This window comes from Streptomyces sp. NPDC111516, assembly GCF_055635345.1.
This window is the reverse complement of sequence record NZ_JBVKBV010000004.1, coordinates 135,194-152,478: the sequence shown is the minus strand read 5'-3', so window position 1 is coordinate 152,478 and position 17,285 is coordinate 135,194. Positions and strand designations below refer to the sequence as shown.

The following is a 17,285-nucleotide window of genomic DNA, read 5'->3' as shown; positions in this document are numbered from 1 at the left end:
CCTGGAAGTCGATGCTCCGTTTCCGTCGCCCTTCCCCGCGCCACGCCCTCACCGCCGGCACCACGCTTGTTCTCCTGGTCGGCGGGACCGTCGCGCTGCTCGCTCTGGACCTGGTCGCGCTCCCCCTGAGCCGCCGGTCGGCCGTGACCGCGCTGATCCTGCTGATCCTCCTGCCCGCCGTGCTCCTCGGCCAGTACGCGCCCCCGCCGTACCGTCTGCGCTACCGGGCCCGATGGGTGCTCCTGATCCTTCAGGCCGGGCTCACCTACGGACCGGTGCTGCTGCTCAAGCTGCCCTGGCTGAGTCTGCTGGGCTTCCTGGCCGGGGCCGTCCTGCTGACCGTTCCGCGCCCCGCCTCCCTGCTCGTCGCGGCGGCGGTCTGTGCCAGCGGTCCACTCCTGGTCAGCGGTCTTGAGTTCGAGAACCGCAGCGGCCTCGGCGTCCTGTTAGCCACACTGACCACGGCGGGCAGTGTCTACGGCATCGCCCAACTCGCCCTGTTAGTCGCCCGGCTGCATGCCGCCCAGAACCACGCCGCCCACGCGGCCGTACAGACCGAACGCGACCGGATCGCCCGCGATCTGCACGACGTCCTCGGCTCCGCGCTCGCCCTGATCGCGATCCGCGCCTCCCAGCGCACGGAGGACGACGAGCCCGCCGCCGTCCTCGACGAGATCGCCGCCACCGCCCGGCGCACCCTCGCCGAGGTTCGTGCCGTCTCCCGCGACAACGTCACCCTGTCACTGGCCACGGAGCTCGCCCAGGCGGTCCATGTCCTCGCCACCGCCGGGATCACCGTGCGCAGCGACATCGCGCCGATCACCGCCGAACTGCCCCGGGCCGTCGACCACTGTCTCGCGGTGGTCGCGCGGGAGGCCGTCGCCAATGTTTTGCACCACTCCAGCGCGACCCACTGCTCATTCTCCCTGAGCGTCGTCCACAAGACACCCACCGACCACCGATCCGTCGAACTCTCCGTGGGCAACGACGCCGCCGACTCCCCCGGTACCACCGCTCCCGGCACCGGCCTCATCAACCTCGCCGCCCGCACCGCCGCACTCGACGGAACCATGACCGCCGAGCGACCGTCACCGGGACACTTCCGTCTGCTGGTGCGGCTGCCACTGCCGAGCGGCAACCCGGCCACGGGCCCGACCCGCCGCCCGGACACACCACGGGGCCCCGCACCTCACCGCGACACCGTCGGCTGACTCGGAACCCGCATGACGTCGGTCAACGCCGAAGGGCCCCGGTCCACCGCTCGCGCGGCGGGCCGGGGCCCTTCTTGGTGCTCTGTGCGGAGCAACCAGGTCAGACAGTCAGGTAATTACTTGACGATCTTGGTGACCTGGCCGGCGCCCACGGTCCGGCCACCCTCACGGATGGCGAACTTCAGGCCCTCTTCCATGGCGACCGGCTGGATCAGCGCGACGTTCATGACGGTGTTGTCGCCCGGCATGACCATCTCGGTGCCCTCGGGAAGGGTCACAACGCCCGTCACGTCCGTGGTACGGAAGTAGAACTGCGGGCGGTAGTTGTTGAAGAACGGGGTGTGACGGCCACCCTCGTCCTTCGACAGGATGTAGGCCTGGGCCTCGAACTCGGTGTGCGGCGTGACCGAACCGGGCTTGATGATGACCTGGCCGCGCTCGACGTCCTCGCGCTTGATGCCACGGAGGAGCAGACCGACGTTCTCACCGGCCTGGCCCTCGTCGAGCAGCTTGCGGAACATCTCGATGCCGGTGACCGTGGTGGTGGTCTTCTCCTGCTTGATACCGACGATGTCGACGGTCTCGTTGACCTTCAGGACACCACGCTCGATACGACCGGTGACGACGGTGCCACGACCGGTGATCGTGAAGACGTCCTCGATCGGCATCAGGAACGGCTTGTCGACGTCACGCTCGGGCTGCGGGATCGCCTCGTCGACGGCCTTCATCAGGTCGAGGACGGACTGGCCCCACTCCTTGTCGCCCTCGAGCGCCTTGAGCGCCGAGACCTTGACGACCGGAACGTCGTCGCCCGGGAACTCGTACTCGGAGAGGAGCTCACGGACCTCGAGCTCGACGAGCTCCAGGATCTCCTCGTCGTCCACCATGTCGGCCTTGTTCAGGGCGACGACGATGTACGGAACGCCGACCTGGCGGGCCAGGAGCACGTGCTCCTTGGTCTGCGGCATCGGGCCGTCGGTGGCGGCGACCACGAGGATGGCGCCGTCCATCTGCGCCGCACCCGTGATCATGTTCTTGATGTAGTCGGCGTGACCCGGGCAGTCGACGTGCGCGTAGTGACGCGACTCCGTCTGGTACTCGACGTGCGCGATCGAGATGGTGATACCGCGCTGGCGCTCTTCGGGAGCCTTGTCGATCTGGTCGAAGGCCGAGGCCTCGTTCAGGTCCGGGTACGCGTCGTGCAGCACCTTGGTAATGGCGGCCGTGAGGGTCGTCTTACCGTGGTCGATGTGACCGATGGTGCCGATGTTGACGTGCGGCTTAGTCCGCTCGAACTTCGCCTTCGCCACTGGGTCCTCCTGTGGAGTGGTTCTGTACGCCTTGCTTCATCGGCGCCAGGTGATCTTTGCTGGAATGCCGGTGCCGGGGGCATTCACCGCATTGCTTGCGCTCCGCGACGAATGCCCCACCAGGCTCCGGTGACAAGCCTAAAGCGTGAGCTCGGGAGAGTTACTCGCCCTTGGCCTTCGCGATGATCTCCTCGGCGACGTTCCGCGGAACCTCGGCGTAGGAGTCGAACTGCATCGAGTAGCTTGCGCGACCCGAGGTCTTGCTGCGGAGGTCTCCGACGTAGCCGAACATCTCCGAGAGGGGCACGAGGCCCTTCACGACGCGAGCGCCGCTGCGCTCCTCCATGGCCTGGATCTGGCCACGGCGGGAGTTGATGTCACCGATGACATCGCCCATGTAGTCCTCGGGCGTGGTCACCTCGATGGCCATCATCGGCTCGAGGAGCACGGGGGACGCCTTGCGGGCACCCTCCTTGAACGCCTGCGAACCGGCGATCTTGAACGCCAGCTCGGAGGAGTCGACCTCGTGGTAGCCACCGTCGAGAAGGATGACGCGGACGCCCACCATCTCGTAGCCGGCCAGGATGCCGAACTGCATGGCTTCCTGAGCACCCGCGTCCACCGAGGGGATGTACTCCCGGGGGATGCGGCCACCGGTGACCTTGTTGACGAACTCGTACGAGCTCTCGCCGCCCTCGATGGGCTCGATCGCGATCTGCACCTTGGCGAACTGACCGGTACCACCGGTCTGCTTCTTGTGGGTGTAGTCGATGCGCTCGACGGCCTTGCGGATCGTCTCGCGGTACGCGACCTGGGGCTTGCCGACGTTCGCCTCGACGCGGAACTCGCGCTTCATGCGGTCGACGAGCACCTCGAGGTGGAGCTCGCCCATACCACCGATGATGGTCTGGCCGGTCTCCTCGTCCGAGTGGACCTGGAAGGAGGGGTCCTCCTCCGAGAGACGCTGGATGGCGACACCCAGCTTCTCCTGGTCACCCTTGGACTTGGGCTCGATGGCGACCTGGATGACCGGCGCCGGGAAGTCCATGGACTCCAGGATGACCGGGTTCTTGTCGTCGCACAGCGTCTCACCGGTGGTGGTCTGCTTCAGGCCCATGACGGCGACGATGTCGCCGGCGCCCACCGACTCGATCTCCTCACGCTTGTTCGCGTGCATGCGGTAGATCTTGCCGATGCGCTCCTTCTTGCCCTTGACGGAGTTCAGCACCGAGGTGCCGGACTCCAGGCGGCCCGAGTAGACCCGGACGAAGGTGAGCTTGCCGAGGTGCGGGTCGCTCATGATCTTGAACGCGAGGGCCGCGAGCGGCTCGTCGTCGGACGGCTTGCGCTTGACGACCTCCTCCGGGTCCTTGACGCCGTGGCCCTCGATGGCCTCGACGTCCAGGGGGGCGGGGAGGTAGCGCACGACGGCGTCGAGCAGGGGCTGGACGCCCTTGTTCTTGAACGCGGTGCCGCAGAACACGGGGGTGACGGTCTTCTCGCCGTCCTTGCCCGAGTTGATGGTGATGCGACGGATGCCCTCGTAGAGCTGCTCCGCGGAAGGCTCTTCGCCCTCCAGGTAGAGCTCCATGAGCGTCTCGTCGTTCTCCGCAGCGGCCTCGAGGAGCTTGCCGCGGTACTCCTCGGCCTTCTCCGCGAGCTCCGCGGGGATGTCGACGATGTCGTACGCCTCGCCCTTGGTCGCTTCCACGGGGTAGACGAACGCCTTCATCGTCACGAGGTCGACGACGCCCGTGAAGTCGGCCTCGGCACCGATCGGGAGCTGCATGACGATCGGGGTCGCGCCGAGGCGGTCCGTGATCATCTGGACGCAGCGGAAGAAGTCGGCACCGGTGCGGTCGAGCTTGTTGACGAAGCAGATACGCGGCACGCCGTAGCGGTCCGCCTGACGCCAGACGGTCTCGGACTGCGGCTCGACGCCCGCCACACCGTCGAACACGGTGACGGCACCGTCGAGGACGCGGAGCGAACGCTCCACCTCGACGGTGAAGTCGACGTGACCCGGGGTGTCGATGATGTTGATGGTGTGGTCAACATCATTGAGCGGCCAGTGGCAGGTCGTCGCGGCAGACGTGATCGTGATGCCGCGCTCCTGCTCCTGCTCCATCCAGTCCATCGTGGCAGCGCCGTCGTGGACTTCACCGATCTTGTACGAGACGCCGGTGTAGAACAGGATCCGCTCAGTGGTGGTCGTCTTGCCCGCGTCGATGTGGGCCATGATCCCGATGTTGCGGACCTTGGCCAGGTCAAGCGAAGTGGTGGCCATAAGGCTCAATCTTCTCTCGGTCTCGATGTGGGTAGCGACTACCAGCGGTAGTGCGCGAAGGCCTTGTTGGACTCGGCCATCTTGTGGGTGTCCTCGCGCTTCTTGACGGCAGCGCCAAGACCGTTGGAGGCGTCGAGCAGCTCGTTCATGAGGCGCTCGGTCATGGTCTTCTCGCGGCGGGCGCGGGAGTAACCCACGAGCCAGCGGAGCGCGAGGGTGGAGGCGCGACCGGGCTTGACCTCGATCGGCACCTGGTAGGTGGCGCCACCGACACGGCGGGACTTGACCTCGAGCGAGGGCTTGACGTTCTCAAGCGCGCGCTTCAGCGTGATGACCGGGTCGTTGCCGGTCTTCTCGCGGAGGCCCTCCATGGCGCCGTACACGATCCGCTCGGCAGTGGAACGCTTGCCGTTGAGCAGGATCTTGTTGATCAGCGAGGTGACAAGAGGAGAACCGTAGACCGGGTCGATGATGACCGGGCGCTTCGGGGCGGGGCCCTTACGAGGCATTCTTACTTCTCCTTCTTGGCGCCGTAGCGGCTGCGGGCCTGCTTGCGGTTCTTGACACCCTGGGTGTCGAGCGAGCCGCGGATGATCTTGTAACGAACACCCGGCAGGTCCTTCACACGGCCACCACGCACGAGCACGATGGAGTGCTCCTGCAGGTTGTGTCCCTCACCCGGGATGTAGGCCGTGACCTCGATACCGGAGGTCAGACGCACACGCGCGACCTTACGGAGTGCCGAGTTCGGCTTCTTCGGGGTGGTCGTGAACACACGCGTGCAGACGCCGCGGCGCTGGGGCGAACCCTCGAGTGCGGGCGTCTTGTTCTTCTCGACCTTGTCCTGCCGGCCCTTCCGGACCAGCTGCTGGATCGTAGGCACTACTTCTCCGGTTTCTGTGTGCCGTTCGTGAAACTAACCTGGAACGTCACCGACCCACGCGGTCGGGTGTGTCGAATGCTGCAGGCTCCTGCCGCAAGGCAGAAGAGAGCGCAGATTGCGGTGGCCGTTGACGGACTCGCCATGCGGTTGAGGACACGCACGCGAGCCCAGGCACACCCCAGGCACAAGGTCTGAGCGTACCTACCTCGTCGACTCCGGTCAAAACAAATGCTGTCCACCGGGACACGCCGGACCACCGCAGTTCGCAGCCGACGGGATTGAGACAGCGCGCCGCGGGCGCACGGCAGGAAAACGACCTTGGCGGTCCGGCAATACGTGTTCTCAGTACATTGAACCGCGCGGTGGACGATCGGGGGGACGGGATGGCGGCGTATGTACCCGATGGCGACGGACTCGACGACCGGGTGCCCTTCCTGGCCCGCCTGGAGCGGGAGGACCGGGTGTCCCTGCTCGGACTGGGCCGCGAACTGAGTTTCGCCTCCCGGACCCCTCTGCTCAGGCAGGACGAGCCGTCCGCTTACGTCCTGTTGATCGTCAACGGATGGACAAAGGTCACCACATCCGCGCCGAACGGTTACGAGGCGCTGCACGCCCTGCGCGGCCCCGGCGACATCGTGGGCGAATCGGCCGCGTTGACCGGCCGGCCACGCTCCGCGACGGTGACCGCGCTCTTCCCCGTACGGGCCGTGGTCGTGGCACACGAGAAGTTCCGCGCGTTCGTGGCCGGCTCCCCCAAGGTCTCCCTCACGCTCCTGGCGTTGACCGCCGACCGGACGCGCGCCGCAGACCGGCGCAGCCTGGAGTTCGCGGCGATGACGGTACGGGAGCGCTTCGCCGTCCTGCTGCTGGATCTGGCGCACACCCACGGCGGCCGTACGCACGAAGGCATCGAACTCGACATACCGCTCAGCAAACAGGAGCTGGCCGGGGCTGTCGGGGCGTCCAGGGAAATGGTCCAGCGGCTGCTGAAGGACCTGCGCGAGCGAGGCATCGTCCTGACGGGGCGACGGGCGATGGTGATCGTGCGGCCGGATGCGCTCCGCCGGATCGCCCGGGCACAGGACTCCGTCCGACCGGTAGTCCGCCACGAGGCCCCGCAGACTCCGTAGAGCAGGCGCCGCACGCTCCGTGGAGGGAACGCGGCCGCGCGTGATTCTGTGCACACGGTCACATTGCGAGTGAGTCATCCGCCCTCACCACGCCGGCCCCATCGGCCCCACGCTCGTGTCTTCGGCCCACGGAGACCCGAGCGAGAGGCACCCCATGAACGATCCCGTGAACAGCACGATCCTGCTGCTCGACATCGAGAAGTACAGCGAGCGGGACGATGTCGAACAGGCGTATTTGCGCCGTATGCTCTACGACCTCAACGACCGGGTGCTGCTGGCCGCCGGAATCGACGAGACCCGGCGCAGGCGGGCGGACCGCGGCGACTCCGTGATGGAGTTGATCGACGCCAACTGCTCGGTGATCGCCCTGCTGCGGGCGCTGCTGACCGAGGTACCGGCCCAGTTGCGCAGCCAGAACCGGCGCGCCTCCGCCTCGGCTCAGATGCGGCTGCGCGGAGTGGTCGCGTCGGGGTACGTCGCCGTGGACCGGCTCGACGGATGGGTGGGCAGCGATCTCAACCACGCGTGCAGGCTGCTGGACGCGGAGCTGCTGAGGACCGCGCTGCGGGAGCGCCCGGACGACTTCGCGCTGTGTGTTTCCGATCCGGTCCACCGGGGGATCGTGCGGCACAGCCACACCGGCGTACCGGCCGAGGAGTTCCACTCCGTCACGGTGGACAGCAAGAACGGCCCGCTCGCCGCGTGGCTGCACGGTCCGGTTCCACGTGAGCGCCCACGCTCCGCCGACAGGCAGGCGCACATCCCATCGGTCTCCGGCCCGGCCCCGCACACGCCACAGGCGCCGGCCCAGGCCTTCGACTTCGGTGGCGCCACGGTCTCCGGGGGGGTCTTCGGCGGGACCAACCACGGCATCGGCGGCGGCACCTTCTCCGGGGACATCCGCTTCGGAAACGGCGATCTGGGCGACCGCCGGTGAGCACCGAGGAACAGCAGCATGGGCCCCAGCCTTCGGCAGCGGGCGACCAGCCCTCCGAAGCACAGGACGGCCGTCAGGCCGACGGGGAGGCGGCCGAGGAGACCGACCAGCCACAGTCCGCCTGGGCGGCCCGGCGCGACCTGGCGAACCACACCCCGCGGACCATGGGCTTCGGGGACAGCACCCGGGTCGACGGGGGCGTCTTCGGCGGGATCAACCACGGTATCGGCGGCGGCACCTTCTACGGCGACATCCTCCTCGACAAGACCGAGATCATCTACCAGTTCGGCGCGTCCTCCGCACTCCACGCCGCCGGCGAGATCGCGCAGTCCACCCTGGAGGAGCTGTCCGCCTGTTTCGTGCCCGGACGCCCTGACTTCGAGGCGTTGGCCGACCGCCTGCGCAAGGAGCACGTCCTGGTGCTCTCGGGCCCCTACTTCGCGGGCCGACGGACGGCCGCGCTCATGCTGCTGCACCGGGTCGGCGCCCATCCGGTCCAGGCGATCGGCCGGGACACCGCTCCCGGGCAGCTCACGTCCAGTCTCGGTGGCGCCGAGGAGCAGGGCGGCCGAACCGGCCATGTCCTTTGCGATCTGATCACCGATCCCGGCCGGCCGCTGCGCGAGGCGGACCTGCTGGCCGCTCGCAAGGAGCTGGGCGAGGCCGCGTATCTGGTGATCACTGTGGGGCCGACAGCTCTCCTGGAGGACGTCCCGGTGGTCAGCTGGGAGTCTCCCCTGTCGCGTGACGTCCTCACCGCGCACCTGGGTGTGCTGGTGGGCGGGGAGAGCGTGGCGGAGCTGCTGTCCCTGCCTGCTGTGGCTGCATTCCTCGAACGCAGCCATCAGCCGCGCGAGGCCGCCGAGTTCGCCCGGCTCCTGGCGGGGTACGCGGCCGGGGAGGCCGACACCGCAGAGCTGGAGGACTTCTCCCTGGTCGCGCTGGAGAACCAGGTCCAGGAGTGGTTCGAGGACGACGGGACCGTGCTGCATCTGCGGGACAAGGCGTTCCTCGTCGCCCTGGCCGCCTTCGACGAGGGTCCGTACGCCCTGACGGCGGAACTGAGCGATCTGCTCTACGCCTTCCTTCAGGAGACCGAGAACGGGATGCGGTTCCCCACCGTCCCGGTCTTCGGCACGCACATCGGCAAGCGGCTCCAGCTGGCCCGTGCCCGCCGGTTCGAGGACGAGGAGCCCACGGAGTGGGGCCCGGTCCGGCAGGTGAAGGCCGCTTACCGGGACGAGCGCGCCCCGCTCGTCCTGCTGCGCGAGATATGGACCGGACACCCCTCGGCGCGGCCCGCGCTCGTGCGCTGGCTGCAACGGCTGGCGGGGGACGGGCGGCCGTTCGTCCGCACCCGCGCCGCCTCCACCGTCGCCGTCCTCGCCCACACCGACCTGCCGTCCGCCATGGCACTGGTCATCGAGCCGTGGGCTTCCTCCCACCTCTACCGGCACCGCCTCGTCGCCGTCAACGCGCTCACGCTCACGCACTTCCTGGGCACTCCCAACGTGCCACGCATCCTCGACGCCTGGTGCGAGAGCGACGAGCCGCCGCTGCGCTGGGTGGCCATCCGCGCCCATGGGCTGATGGGGCCGGAGCGCCCATCCGAGACCCTGGCGGCGCTGCGTGCGGCGGCCCGGCTCCAGGCCGGACGGCAGGGTCCCGACGATGATCTGTCGGGACAACTGGCCGAGTCCGTAGAGCTGTTGCTGCTGTCAGCGGCACGCGACGACGTGCTCGCGGGGCTGCTCAAGACGCTGCACGACGACCGTCCGGCGACCGAACTCGCGCTCGGTGGCTTCATCAGCGCCTGCCGCCGGACCGAGCAGGACGAACGCCACGCGCAGCCGATCGTCCTGTCCTGGTACGCACGGGCCTCAGCCGCGGGGAATCCGTCCGCCATCGGCATCGTCACGCTGTGGCGCACCGCCCTGGAGAACCGCGACCACACCCGGGAAGCCCTCGGCGTACTGCGTCTCTGGGTGTTGTCGGCGGACCACGATCCGCGCACGGAGTGGGCGCTCGCCGCGCTGCTGGCCTCGCTCGTCACCACGTCGTCGGAGCACCAGCGGCTCAGCCATCTCCTGCGGACCATGCCCGGCGAGGACGGCACCGATCCCCCGCCCGTGGCAGGCCGACTGCTTGCCGTCCTGCCGCATCCCTGATCCGTACGACCTCATCCACAGCAACAGGAGAGTGCCCCATGCCCGAGTTTCGCCGAATGCCCGACTGGGACCAACAGGCCGACCGAGGAACGCGGCTGGCCGACCCGGTGGTGACGGTCCGGCAGCTGTCCCGCTTCGGATTCGCCCGCCGGCCGCTCACCCGCATCGACCACGCCCTGGTCTTCTCTGCTCCGGACGGCTCGTACGACACCTATCTCCCGCCGGTCCGGCCCACCCGCGCCGGGGCCGCCGCGAAGCGGTACACCTCGGTGTACGAGGTGGACATGGGCGTCCATCCCCTGCGCGAGGAGATCGGCCTGCCGAGCGACGACGACGCCTTCGAGTTCGGGGTGGCCGTCGAACTGTCGTGGCAGGTCGTCGATCCCGCACGGTTCGTAATGAGCCGAATCCGTGACGTGCCACGGCTGCTGATCAGCGAGCTGGAACAGGCGGCCCGGCCCGTCACCCGCCGCTACGCCGTCTCCCGGAGCGCGGACGCCGAGCAGGCACTGCTGCGGGAGGTCCGCGCGCAGGGTGCGCTCGGCGCCGGGGCGGGCCTCGCGGTGACCTGGACCGTACGGCTGCACGGAGACCAGGGGGCCATCGAGCACGTACGGCGCATGAGGTCCATCGACCACACGGCCACCGAGCAGATCCACACCGAGCGCCGCGGCAGGGAGCACGATGCCGCGATCGACCGGCGCGTCAGGGAACAGGACGTACTGCAGTGGGGGCGCGCGGCCGAGTTCGAGGAGCAGCAGCACGAACTGCGGCTGCAACAGCAGAAGTGGCAGCACGCGGAGGCAGTCGACCGGGCCCGTCGGCAGATGGAACTCCAACAGGTGAACGCGGAAAAGATCGCCTTCTATGAGAAGCATCTGGAACAGGGCGGGGTCCGTGCGTGGGCGCTCCATCTGGCCGACCATCCCAAAGACACCGAGCTGGTGGTGAACAGCCTGCGCCAGGACCAACTGCAGGCGATCAGAGCCAAGTTGGCGCTGGCCGGTGAACTTCTGAACGGTGACAGCGCGGAGACCCATGAGCTGGAGGCACCGAAGAAGATGGCGTTCCAGGCGGTGATCGATGTACTGGACCAGTATCTGCCCGGAGTCACAGCACAGAGCACCGCCGCAGGCCGGCTGACCGTCTCGATGCCGCAGGACGCGCCGTGTGCGGAACCGGGAGCGGTCCTGCGGGAAACGCTTCGGCCTGACCTCGACCCGACCGACCGGACCGACGGCATCGTCGCGAACGGCCAGGACATGCACCGGCTCGACGGCACACCGTTCCGCAAGGCCGGGCCCGAGGAAGGCGCCCCCTTGAGCACCTTCCCCGGCTGGCGTCCGCCGCCGGGTTACGGCAGCACTCCCCTGAGTCCGGCGGACACGGCCACTCCGTCGGCGAGTGCGGTGGAAGCGGACCAAGCAGCCGACAGGCCCGGAGCGGCGCCGGCCGAGGCGACGACTGCCGCAGCGTCTCCTCTCCCCCGGCCGACCACGCCCGTCGGCCCCGCCCGGGACACAGCGGCGGACCGGGACGGTGCGACCGGCGCGGCCGAGCTCGCGGACACGCCGAGAACGGCGGACACGCTCCGGACCACGGACGTGGTCGGGGCGCAGGAACCGGAGGGCCGCAACACATGACCGACATAACCCCAGCCCCGGTCCCTTCGGCGGCTCCCTCGGCCCGGAACACCGATGCCGGAACGCAGCTCCTCCTCGATCTGCGGTCCGAGATCGCACGGGCCGACAGCAAGGCGTCCGTACTGGTAGCCGCGCTCGGCATGACCGCGGGCGTGATCAGCGGCTGGCTGGCGGGCAGCGAATGGCGCCCGAACGCACTCTCCGGCCCCGGCACAGCCCTGTGGTGGACGGGCACCGGCGGGCTGGCGGCCGCGCTGCTCTCCATGCTGATGGCCGTGCTCCCGCGTTACCGCGGCAGTACCTGGACCCCTGGAGCCCCGCTCACCTACTTCGCGGACGTTCGGCGCGCCGCCCGCCAGAACCGGTTGGCGGAAGCGCTCGACGCCACCGAGGGCGCCCCGGCCGCCGCGCTCGTCACGGCCCTGACGGAGACCAGCCGGATCGCCGTAAGCAAGCACCAGTGGATACGTGTGGGACTGCTCGCCTATTCCGTGGGCGCCGTCCTGCTCCCCGCCTCGCTGCTCCTCGGCTGACGCTCCCCACGCAGAAGGATGATCATGACCCGACCAGCACCTCAGCCTCGGGCCCCGGGCGACGGGCCCGAGCCGTCGAATGGCTGCCCCGGCCAGTCCCCGCCCGACGACGGGGCCGTGCAACCACCGGACCCAACCGCCACCGCACCCCCCGCACCCGATGACTTGATCTACGAGCACGGGCACGGCCGGCGCGTGTACTACACCGCGCACCAGCGGCAAATGGACGTCACCGCACTCGGACGGCTGGTGTTGGCACTGCCCGCCGTCCTGATGAGCACGCCGGTGGTACTGCTCGTGAGCGCGATTCTGGACAGCTGCCTCGGGCTGCCGTTCTGGATACCGGCCCTGCTCTGGTCGGCATCCGGCGCCCTGGTCTTCCACCGGCCCACGGAAGACCTCTTCGCCCGCTACCTGCTCAGGCTCCGGCACCCGATGCCCCAGGAGGCCGCGCGGCTGGGCCCGATCTGGCGGGAGGTGACGGCCATTGCCGGGGTCGACGGAGCGCTGTATCAGCTCTGGATCGAGGAGAGCGACGAGCTCAACGCCTACGCCGCCGCGGGCCATATCGTGGGGGTCACCCGGTTCGCACTGGAACAGTTGCCGAGTGGCCAGCTGGCCGCCGTGCTCGCCCATGAACTCGGTCACCACACCGGGGGCCATGCGTGGTCGTCGCTACTGAGCCACTGGTACGGGCTGCCGGGCCGGGCGGCCTGGCGCACCCTCCGTGCCGTGGCCCACTCCGTCGTCACACCGGCCAGGTGCGCCGTCTACCTCACAGTCGGCGCTCTGCTCCTGGCGGTCGGCGGGCTCGCCTCCACCGCCGCCGCGGTCCTGTACGGGCTTCCGCTGCTTCTCGTATTTCCTTATGTGTCGGCAGCGCTGGGACGCCGTGCCGAACTGCGTGCCGACCGCCACGCCGCCGCGCTCGGATTCGCGCCGATGCTGGCCGAGGTGCTGCAGACGATGCACGCAAACGAAATCCGGAGGCAGCGGAAGGCGCTCGGCGTCGGCGAAAAGCGGATGGGACGGGAATCGACGCCCGCGCGGCTGCTCTCCACTCACCCCGACTTGCCGACCCGGCTGCACCATCTGCGGCACTACCTGTAGCCACGACCATCGGTGCGATACGTCGGCACACGCCAAAGGGCGGCCACCCCGTGCATCACGGGATGACCGCCCTCCGGTCGATCAAGCGACTCGCTTACTGGTTGTACGGACCGTAGTCGTAGTCCTCCAGCGGAACGGCCTGGCCGGAGCCCGTGCCGAACGGCGAGTAGTCGATGTCGTCGTAGCCGACGGCCGAGTACATCGCGGCCTTGGCCTCCTCGGTCGGCTCGACCCGGATGTTGCGGTAGCGGGACAGGCCCGTACCGGCCGGGATGAGCTTACCGATGATGACGTTCTCCTTGAGGCCGATCAGGGAGTCCGACTTGGCGTTGATCGCCGCGTCGGTCAGAACCCTGGTCGTCTCCTGGAAGGACGCCGCCGACAGCCACGACTCGGTGGCGAGCGAGGCCTTGGTGATACCCATCAGCTGCGGACGGCCGGAGGCGGGGTGACCGCCCTCGGTGACCACACGACGGTTCTCGGTCTCGAACTTCGAGCGCTCGACGAGCTCGCCCGGCAGCAGCTCCGCGTCGCCGGACTCGATGATCGTCACCCGGCGCAGCATCTGCCGGATGATGATCTCGATGTGCTTGTCGTGGATCGACACACCCTGCGAGTTGTAGACCTTCTGGACCTCGCCGACCAGGTGGACCTGGACCGCGCGCTGACCGAGGATCCGCAGCACGTCGTGCGGGTTGGTGGCACCCACGGTGAGCTTCTGGCCCACCTCGACGTGGTCGCCCTCGCCCACCAGCAGACGGGCACGCTTCGAGATCGGGAACGCCGTCTCGTCGCTGCCGTCGTCCGGGGTAACGACGAGCTTCTTGGTCTTCTCGGTCTCCTCGATACGGACGCGGCCGGCCGCCTCCGAGATCGGGGCGACACCCTTGGGCGTACGGGCTTCGAAGAGCTCGACGACTCGGGGCAGACCCTGGGTGATGTCGTCACCGGCCACACCACCGGTGTGGAAGGTACGCATCGTCAGCTGGGTACCGGGCTCACCGATGGACTGGGCGGCGATGATGCCGACCGCCTCACCGATGTCGACCAGCTTGCCGGTGGCGAGCGAACGTCCGTAGCAGAAGGCACAGGTGCCGACCGCGGACTCACAGGTCAGGACCGAACGGGTCTTGACCTCCTCGACGCCGGCGCCCACCAGCGCGTCGATCAGGACGTCACCGAGGTCGACGTTGGCAGGCGCGATGACCTTGCCGTCGACGACGACGTCCTCGGCGAGCATGCGGGCGTAGACCGAGGTCTCGACGTCCTCCGTCTTGCGGAGCACACCGTCCGCACCCTTGACGGCGATCTTCAGCTTGAGGCCGCGGTCGGTGCCGCAGTCCTCCTCGCGAATGATCACGTCCTGCGAGACGTCCACCAGACGACGGGTCAGGTAACCCGAGTCGGCGGTACGCAGGGCGGTGTCCGCCAGACCCTTACGGGCACCGTGCGTGGAGATGAAGTACTCCAGAACGGTGAGGCCCTCACGGAAGGACGCCTTGATGGGACGGGGGATCGTCTCGTTCTTGGCGTTGGACACCAGACCACGCATACCGGCGATCTGACGCATCTGCATCATGTTTCCTCGGGCACCCGAGTCAACCATCATGAAGATGGGGTTCGTCTTCGGGAAGTTCGCGTTCATCGCCTCGGCGACCTCGTTGGTCGCCTTGGTCCAGATCGCGATGAGTTCCTGCGTGCGCTCGTCCTTGGTGATCAGACCGCGCTCGTACTGCTTCTGGACCTTCTCGTCCTGCGCCTCGTAGCCGGCGACGATCGCCTTCTTGGCCTCGGGGACCACGACGTCGGAGATGGCCACGGTGACACCGGAACGGGTCGCCCAGTAGAAGCCCGCCGCCTTCAGGTTGTCGAGCGTCGCCGCCACGATGACCTTGGGGTAGCGCTCGGCGAGGTCGTTGACGATCTCGGAGAGCTGCTTCTTGCCGACGGAGTAGTCGACGAACGGGTAGTCCTCGGGCAGCAGCTCGTTGAAGAGCGCGCGGCCCAGGGACGTACGCAGCCGGAACGTGTCGCCCTGCTGGTACTCCTGCTCGCCCTCCTCGGCGACCGGCGGCACCCAGCCGCGCGGCGGGATGGTGCCCACCGGGAAGCGGATGTCGACCTTCGCCTGGAGCGACAGCTCGCGGGCGTCGAAGGCCATGATCGCCTCGGCCGTGGAACCGAAGGAACGGCCCTGGCCGACGACCTTGCGCTCCTCCTCGTCCGTGGTGAGGAAGAACAGGCCCAGCACCATGTCCTGGGTCGGCATGGTGACGGGACGACCGTCGGCCGGCTTCAGGATGTTGTTCGAGGACAGCATCAGGATGCGGGCCTCGGCCTGCGCCTCCGCGGAGAGCGGCAGGTGCACGGCCATCTGGTCACCGTCGAAGTCCGCGTTGAACGCGGTGCAGACGAGCGGGTGGATCTGAATGGCCTTGCCCTCGACCAGCTGCGGCTCGAAGGCCTGGATGCCGAGGCGGTGCAGCGTCGGTGCACGGTTCAGCAGCACCGGGTGCTCGGCGATGACCTCTTCGAGGACGTCGTACACCACGGTGCGGCCGCGCTCGACCATGCGCTTGGCCGACTTGATGTTCTGCGCGTGGTTCAGGTCGACCAGGCGCTTCATCACGAACGGCTTGAAGAGCTCCAGCGCCATGGCCTTCGGCAGACCGCACTGGTGCAGCTTGAGCTGCGGGCCGACGACGATCACGGAACGCGCGGAGTAGTCCACACGCTTACCGAGAAGGTTCTGACGGAATCGACCCTGCTTGCCCTTCAGCATGTCGCTGAGGGACTTGAGCGGGCGGTTACCGGGACCGGTGACCGGGCGACCGCGGCGGCCGTTGTCGAACAGCGCGTCGACGGCCTCCTGCAGCATCCGCTTCTCGTTGTTCACGATGATCTCGGGGGCACCGAGGTCGAGGAGACGCTTGAGGCGGTTGTTGCGGTTGATCACACGGCGGTACAGGTCGTTGAGGTCGGAGGTCGCGAAGCGGCCACCGTCCAGCTGCACCATCGGACGCAGGTCCGGCGGGATGACCGGCACGCAGTCGAGCACCATGCCCTTGGGCTTGTTGCTGGTCTGCAGGAACGCGGAGACGACCTTGAGGCGCTTGAGCGCACGGGTCTTCTTCTGGCCCTTGCCGGTACGGATGATCTCGCGGAGGCGCTCGGCCTCCTCGTCGAGGTCGAACGACTCCAGGCGCTTCTGCAGAGCGGCGGCGCCCATGCAGCCGTCGAAGTACGTGCCGAAGCGGTCACGCAGCTCGCGGTAGAGCAGCTCGTCGCCCTCCAGGTCCTGGACCTTGAGGTTCTTGAAGCGGCTCCACACCTCGTCGAGACGGTCGATCTCGCGCTGCGCACGGTCGCGCAGCTGCTTCATCTCGCGCTCGGCACCTTCGCGCACCTTGCGGCGCACGTCGGCCTTGGCGCCCTCGGCCTCCAGCTCGGCCAGGTCGGTCTCGAGCTTCTTGGCGCGGGCCTCCAGGTCGGCGTCGCGGCGGTTCTCGATCTGCTGACGCTCGACGGAGACGTGCGCCTCCAGGGACGGCAGGTCGCGCGTACGGCGCTCCTCGTCCACGAACGTGATCATGTACGCGGCGAAGTAGATGACCTTTTCCAGGTCCTTCGGCGCGAGGTCCAGCAGGTAGCCGAGGCGCGACGGGACGCCCTTGAAGTACCAGATGTGGGTGACGGGAGCGGCAAGCTCGATGTGGCCCATGCGCTCACGACGCACCTTGGCGCGCGTGACCTCGACGCCACAGCGCTCACAGATGATGCCCTTGAAGCGGACACGCTTGTACTTGCCGCAGTAGCACTCCCAGTCCCGGGTCGGACCGAAGATCTTCTCGCAGAAGAGTCCGTCCTTTTCGGGCTTGAGCGTGCGGTAGTTGATGGTCTCCGGCTTCTTCACTTCGCCGTGGGACCAGGTACGGATGTCGTCCGCGGTGGCAAGGCCGATCCGCAGCTCGTCGAAGAAGTTGACGTCGAGCACTTGTCGTCAATCCCTCTTTCGGGGGTTCGAGCCCCCTCGCGTCACGCGAGAAATCGGGGCACTTCAGCAATGGTCTGAA

General features: G+C 68.2%; 12 protein-coding genes. 7 read left to right on the top strand and 5 right to left on the bottom strand.

Going from position 1 to position 17,285, the window contains the following annotated elements:
• Positions 1-11 precede the first annotated feature (11 nt).
• Entirely contained in the window at positions 12-1,211 is a 1,200-nt protein-coding gene (locus ACZ7L9_RS10960) for a sensor histidine kinase (RefSeq protein ID WP_471414325.1), read from the top strand.
• A gap of 116 nt (positions 1,212-1,327) precedes the next feature.
• Here the strand turns inward: ACZ7L9_RS10960 and tuf are convergent, their stop codons facing one another.
• The 4 genes from tuf to rpsL all read right to left on the bottom strand — a co-directional run bounded on the left by tuf (position 1,328) and on the right by rpsL (position 5,691).
• Positions 1,328-2,521, bottom strand: coding sequence for an elongation factor Tu (gene tuf / locus ACZ7L9_RS10955; RefSeq protein WP_398249778.1), 1,194 nt, complete (start codon positions 2,519-2,521; stop codon positions 1,328-1,330).
• Between the two features lie 160 nt (positions 2,522-2,681).
• Complete coding sequence (fusA, locus tag ACZ7L9_RS10950; protein WP_471414323.1) at positions 2,682-4,808, bottom strand: elongation factor G; 2,127 nt, start codon at positions 4,806-4,808, stop codon at positions 2,682-2,684.
• Positions 4,809-4,846: 38 nt separating this feature from the next.
• Positions 4,847-5,317, bottom strand: coding sequence for a 30S ribosomal protein S7 (rpsG, locus tag ACZ7L9_RS10945; protein ID WP_093897234.1), 471 nt, complete (start codon positions 5,315-5,317; stop codon positions 4,847-4,849).
• A 2-nt stretch (positions 5,318-5,319) separates the two neighbouring features.
• Entirely contained in the window at positions 5,320-5,691 is a 372-nt protein-coding gene (rpsL, locus tag ACZ7L9_RS10940; RefSeq protein WP_003948652.1) for a 30S ribosomal protein S12, read from the bottom strand.
• 383 nt (positions 5,692-6,074) lie between these two features.
• Between rpsL and ACZ7L9_RS10935 the strand changes: the two genes are divergently transcribed.
• The 6 genes from ACZ7L9_RS10935 to ACZ7L9_RS10910 all read left to right on the top strand — a co-directional run bounded on the left by ACZ7L9_RS10935 (position 6,075) and on the right by ACZ7L9_RS10910 (position 13,212).
• On the top strand, positions 6,075-6,821 hold the full coding sequence (locus tag ACZ7L9_RS10935; RefSeq protein WP_471414670.1) for a Crp/Fnr family transcriptional regulator: 747 nt from the start codon (positions 6,075-6,077) through the stop codon (positions 6,819-6,821).
• A 154-nt stretch (positions 6,822-6,975) separates the two neighbouring features.
• The gene (locus ACZ7L9_RS10930; protein ID WP_471414321.1) at positions 6,976-7,758 is read left to right on the top strand and encodes a hypothetical protein; all 783 of its coding nucleotides are present in this window, start codon (positions 6,976-6,978) and stop codon (positions 7,756-7,758) included.
• Entirely contained in the window at positions 7,755-9,926 is a 2,172-nt protein-coding gene (locus ACZ7L9_RS10925) for a hypothetical protein (protein ID WP_471414319.1), read from the top strand. Before ACZ7L9_RS10930 ends, ACZ7L9_RS10925 begins: the two co-directional genes overlap by 4 nt.
• 38 nt (positions 9,927-9,964) lie before the next feature.
• A complete protein-coding gene (locus ACZ7L9_RS10920) occupies positions 9,965-11,569 on the top strand; it encodes a hypothetical protein (protein WP_471414317.1) in 1,605 nt (534 codons plus the stop codon).
• Positions 11,566-12,102 (top strand): Pycsar system effector family protein, encoded by a 537-nt coding sequence (locus ACZ7L9_RS10915; protein WP_471414315.1) that lies wholly within the window; start codon positions 11,566-11,568, stop codon positions 12,100-12,102. Before ACZ7L9_RS10920 ends, ACZ7L9_RS10915 begins: the two co-directional genes overlap by 4 nt.
• A 24-nt stretch (positions 12,103-12,126) precedes the next feature.
• A complete protein-coding gene (locus tag ACZ7L9_RS10910) occupies positions 12,127-13,212 on the top strand; it encodes a M48 family metalloprotease (RefSeq protein ID WP_471414314.1) in 1,086 nt (361 codons plus the stop codon).
• Positions 13,213-13,306: 94 nt separating this feature from the next.
• Here the strand turns inward: ACZ7L9_RS10910 and ACZ7L9_RS10905 are convergent, their stop codons facing one another.
• On the bottom strand, positions 13,307-17,206 hold the full coding sequence (locus ACZ7L9_RS10905; protein ID WP_471414313.1) for a DNA-directed RNA polymerase subunit beta': 3,900 nt from the start codon (positions 17,204-17,206) through the stop codon (positions 13,307-13,309).
• Positions 17,207-17,285 lie beyond the last annotated feature (79 nt).

What these genes read in the sequence shown, in the direction of transcription:
- ACZ7L9_RS10960 (WP_471414325.1), top strand. Translation starts at nt 12, where the DNA reads ATGCTCCGTTTCCGTCGCCCTTCCCCGCGCCACGCCCTCACCGCCGGC.
- fusA (WP_471414323.1), bottom strand. Translation starts at nt 4,808, where the DNA reads ATGGCCACCACTTCGCTTGACCTGGCCAAGGTCCGCAACATCGGGATC.
- rpsG (WP_093897234.1), bottom strand. Translation starts at nt 5,317, where the DNA reads ATGCCTCGTAAGGGCCCCGCCCCGAAGCGCCCGGTCATCATCGACCCG.
- ACZ7L9_RS10935 (WP_471414670.1), top strand. Translation starts at nt 6,075, where the DNA reads ATGGCGGCGTATGTACCCGATGGCGACGGACTCGACGACCGGGTGCCC.
- ACZ7L9_RS10930 (WP_471414321.1), top strand. Translation starts at nt 6,976, where the DNA reads ATGAACGATCCCGTGAACAGCACGATCCTGCTGCTCGACATCGAGAAG.
- ACZ7L9_RS10920 (WP_471414317.1), top strand. Translation starts at nt 9,965, where the DNA reads ATGCCCGAGTTTCGCCGAATGCCCGACTGGGACCAACAGGCCGACCGA.
- ACZ7L9_RS10915 (WP_471414315.1), top strand. Translation starts at nt 11,566, where the DNA reads ATGACCGACATAACCCCAGCCCCGGTCCCTTCGGCGGCTCCCTCGGCC.
- ACZ7L9_RS10910 (WP_471414314.1), top strand. Translation starts at nt 12,127, where the DNA reads ATGACCCGACCAGCACCTCAGCCTCGGGCCCCGGGCGACGGGCCCGAG.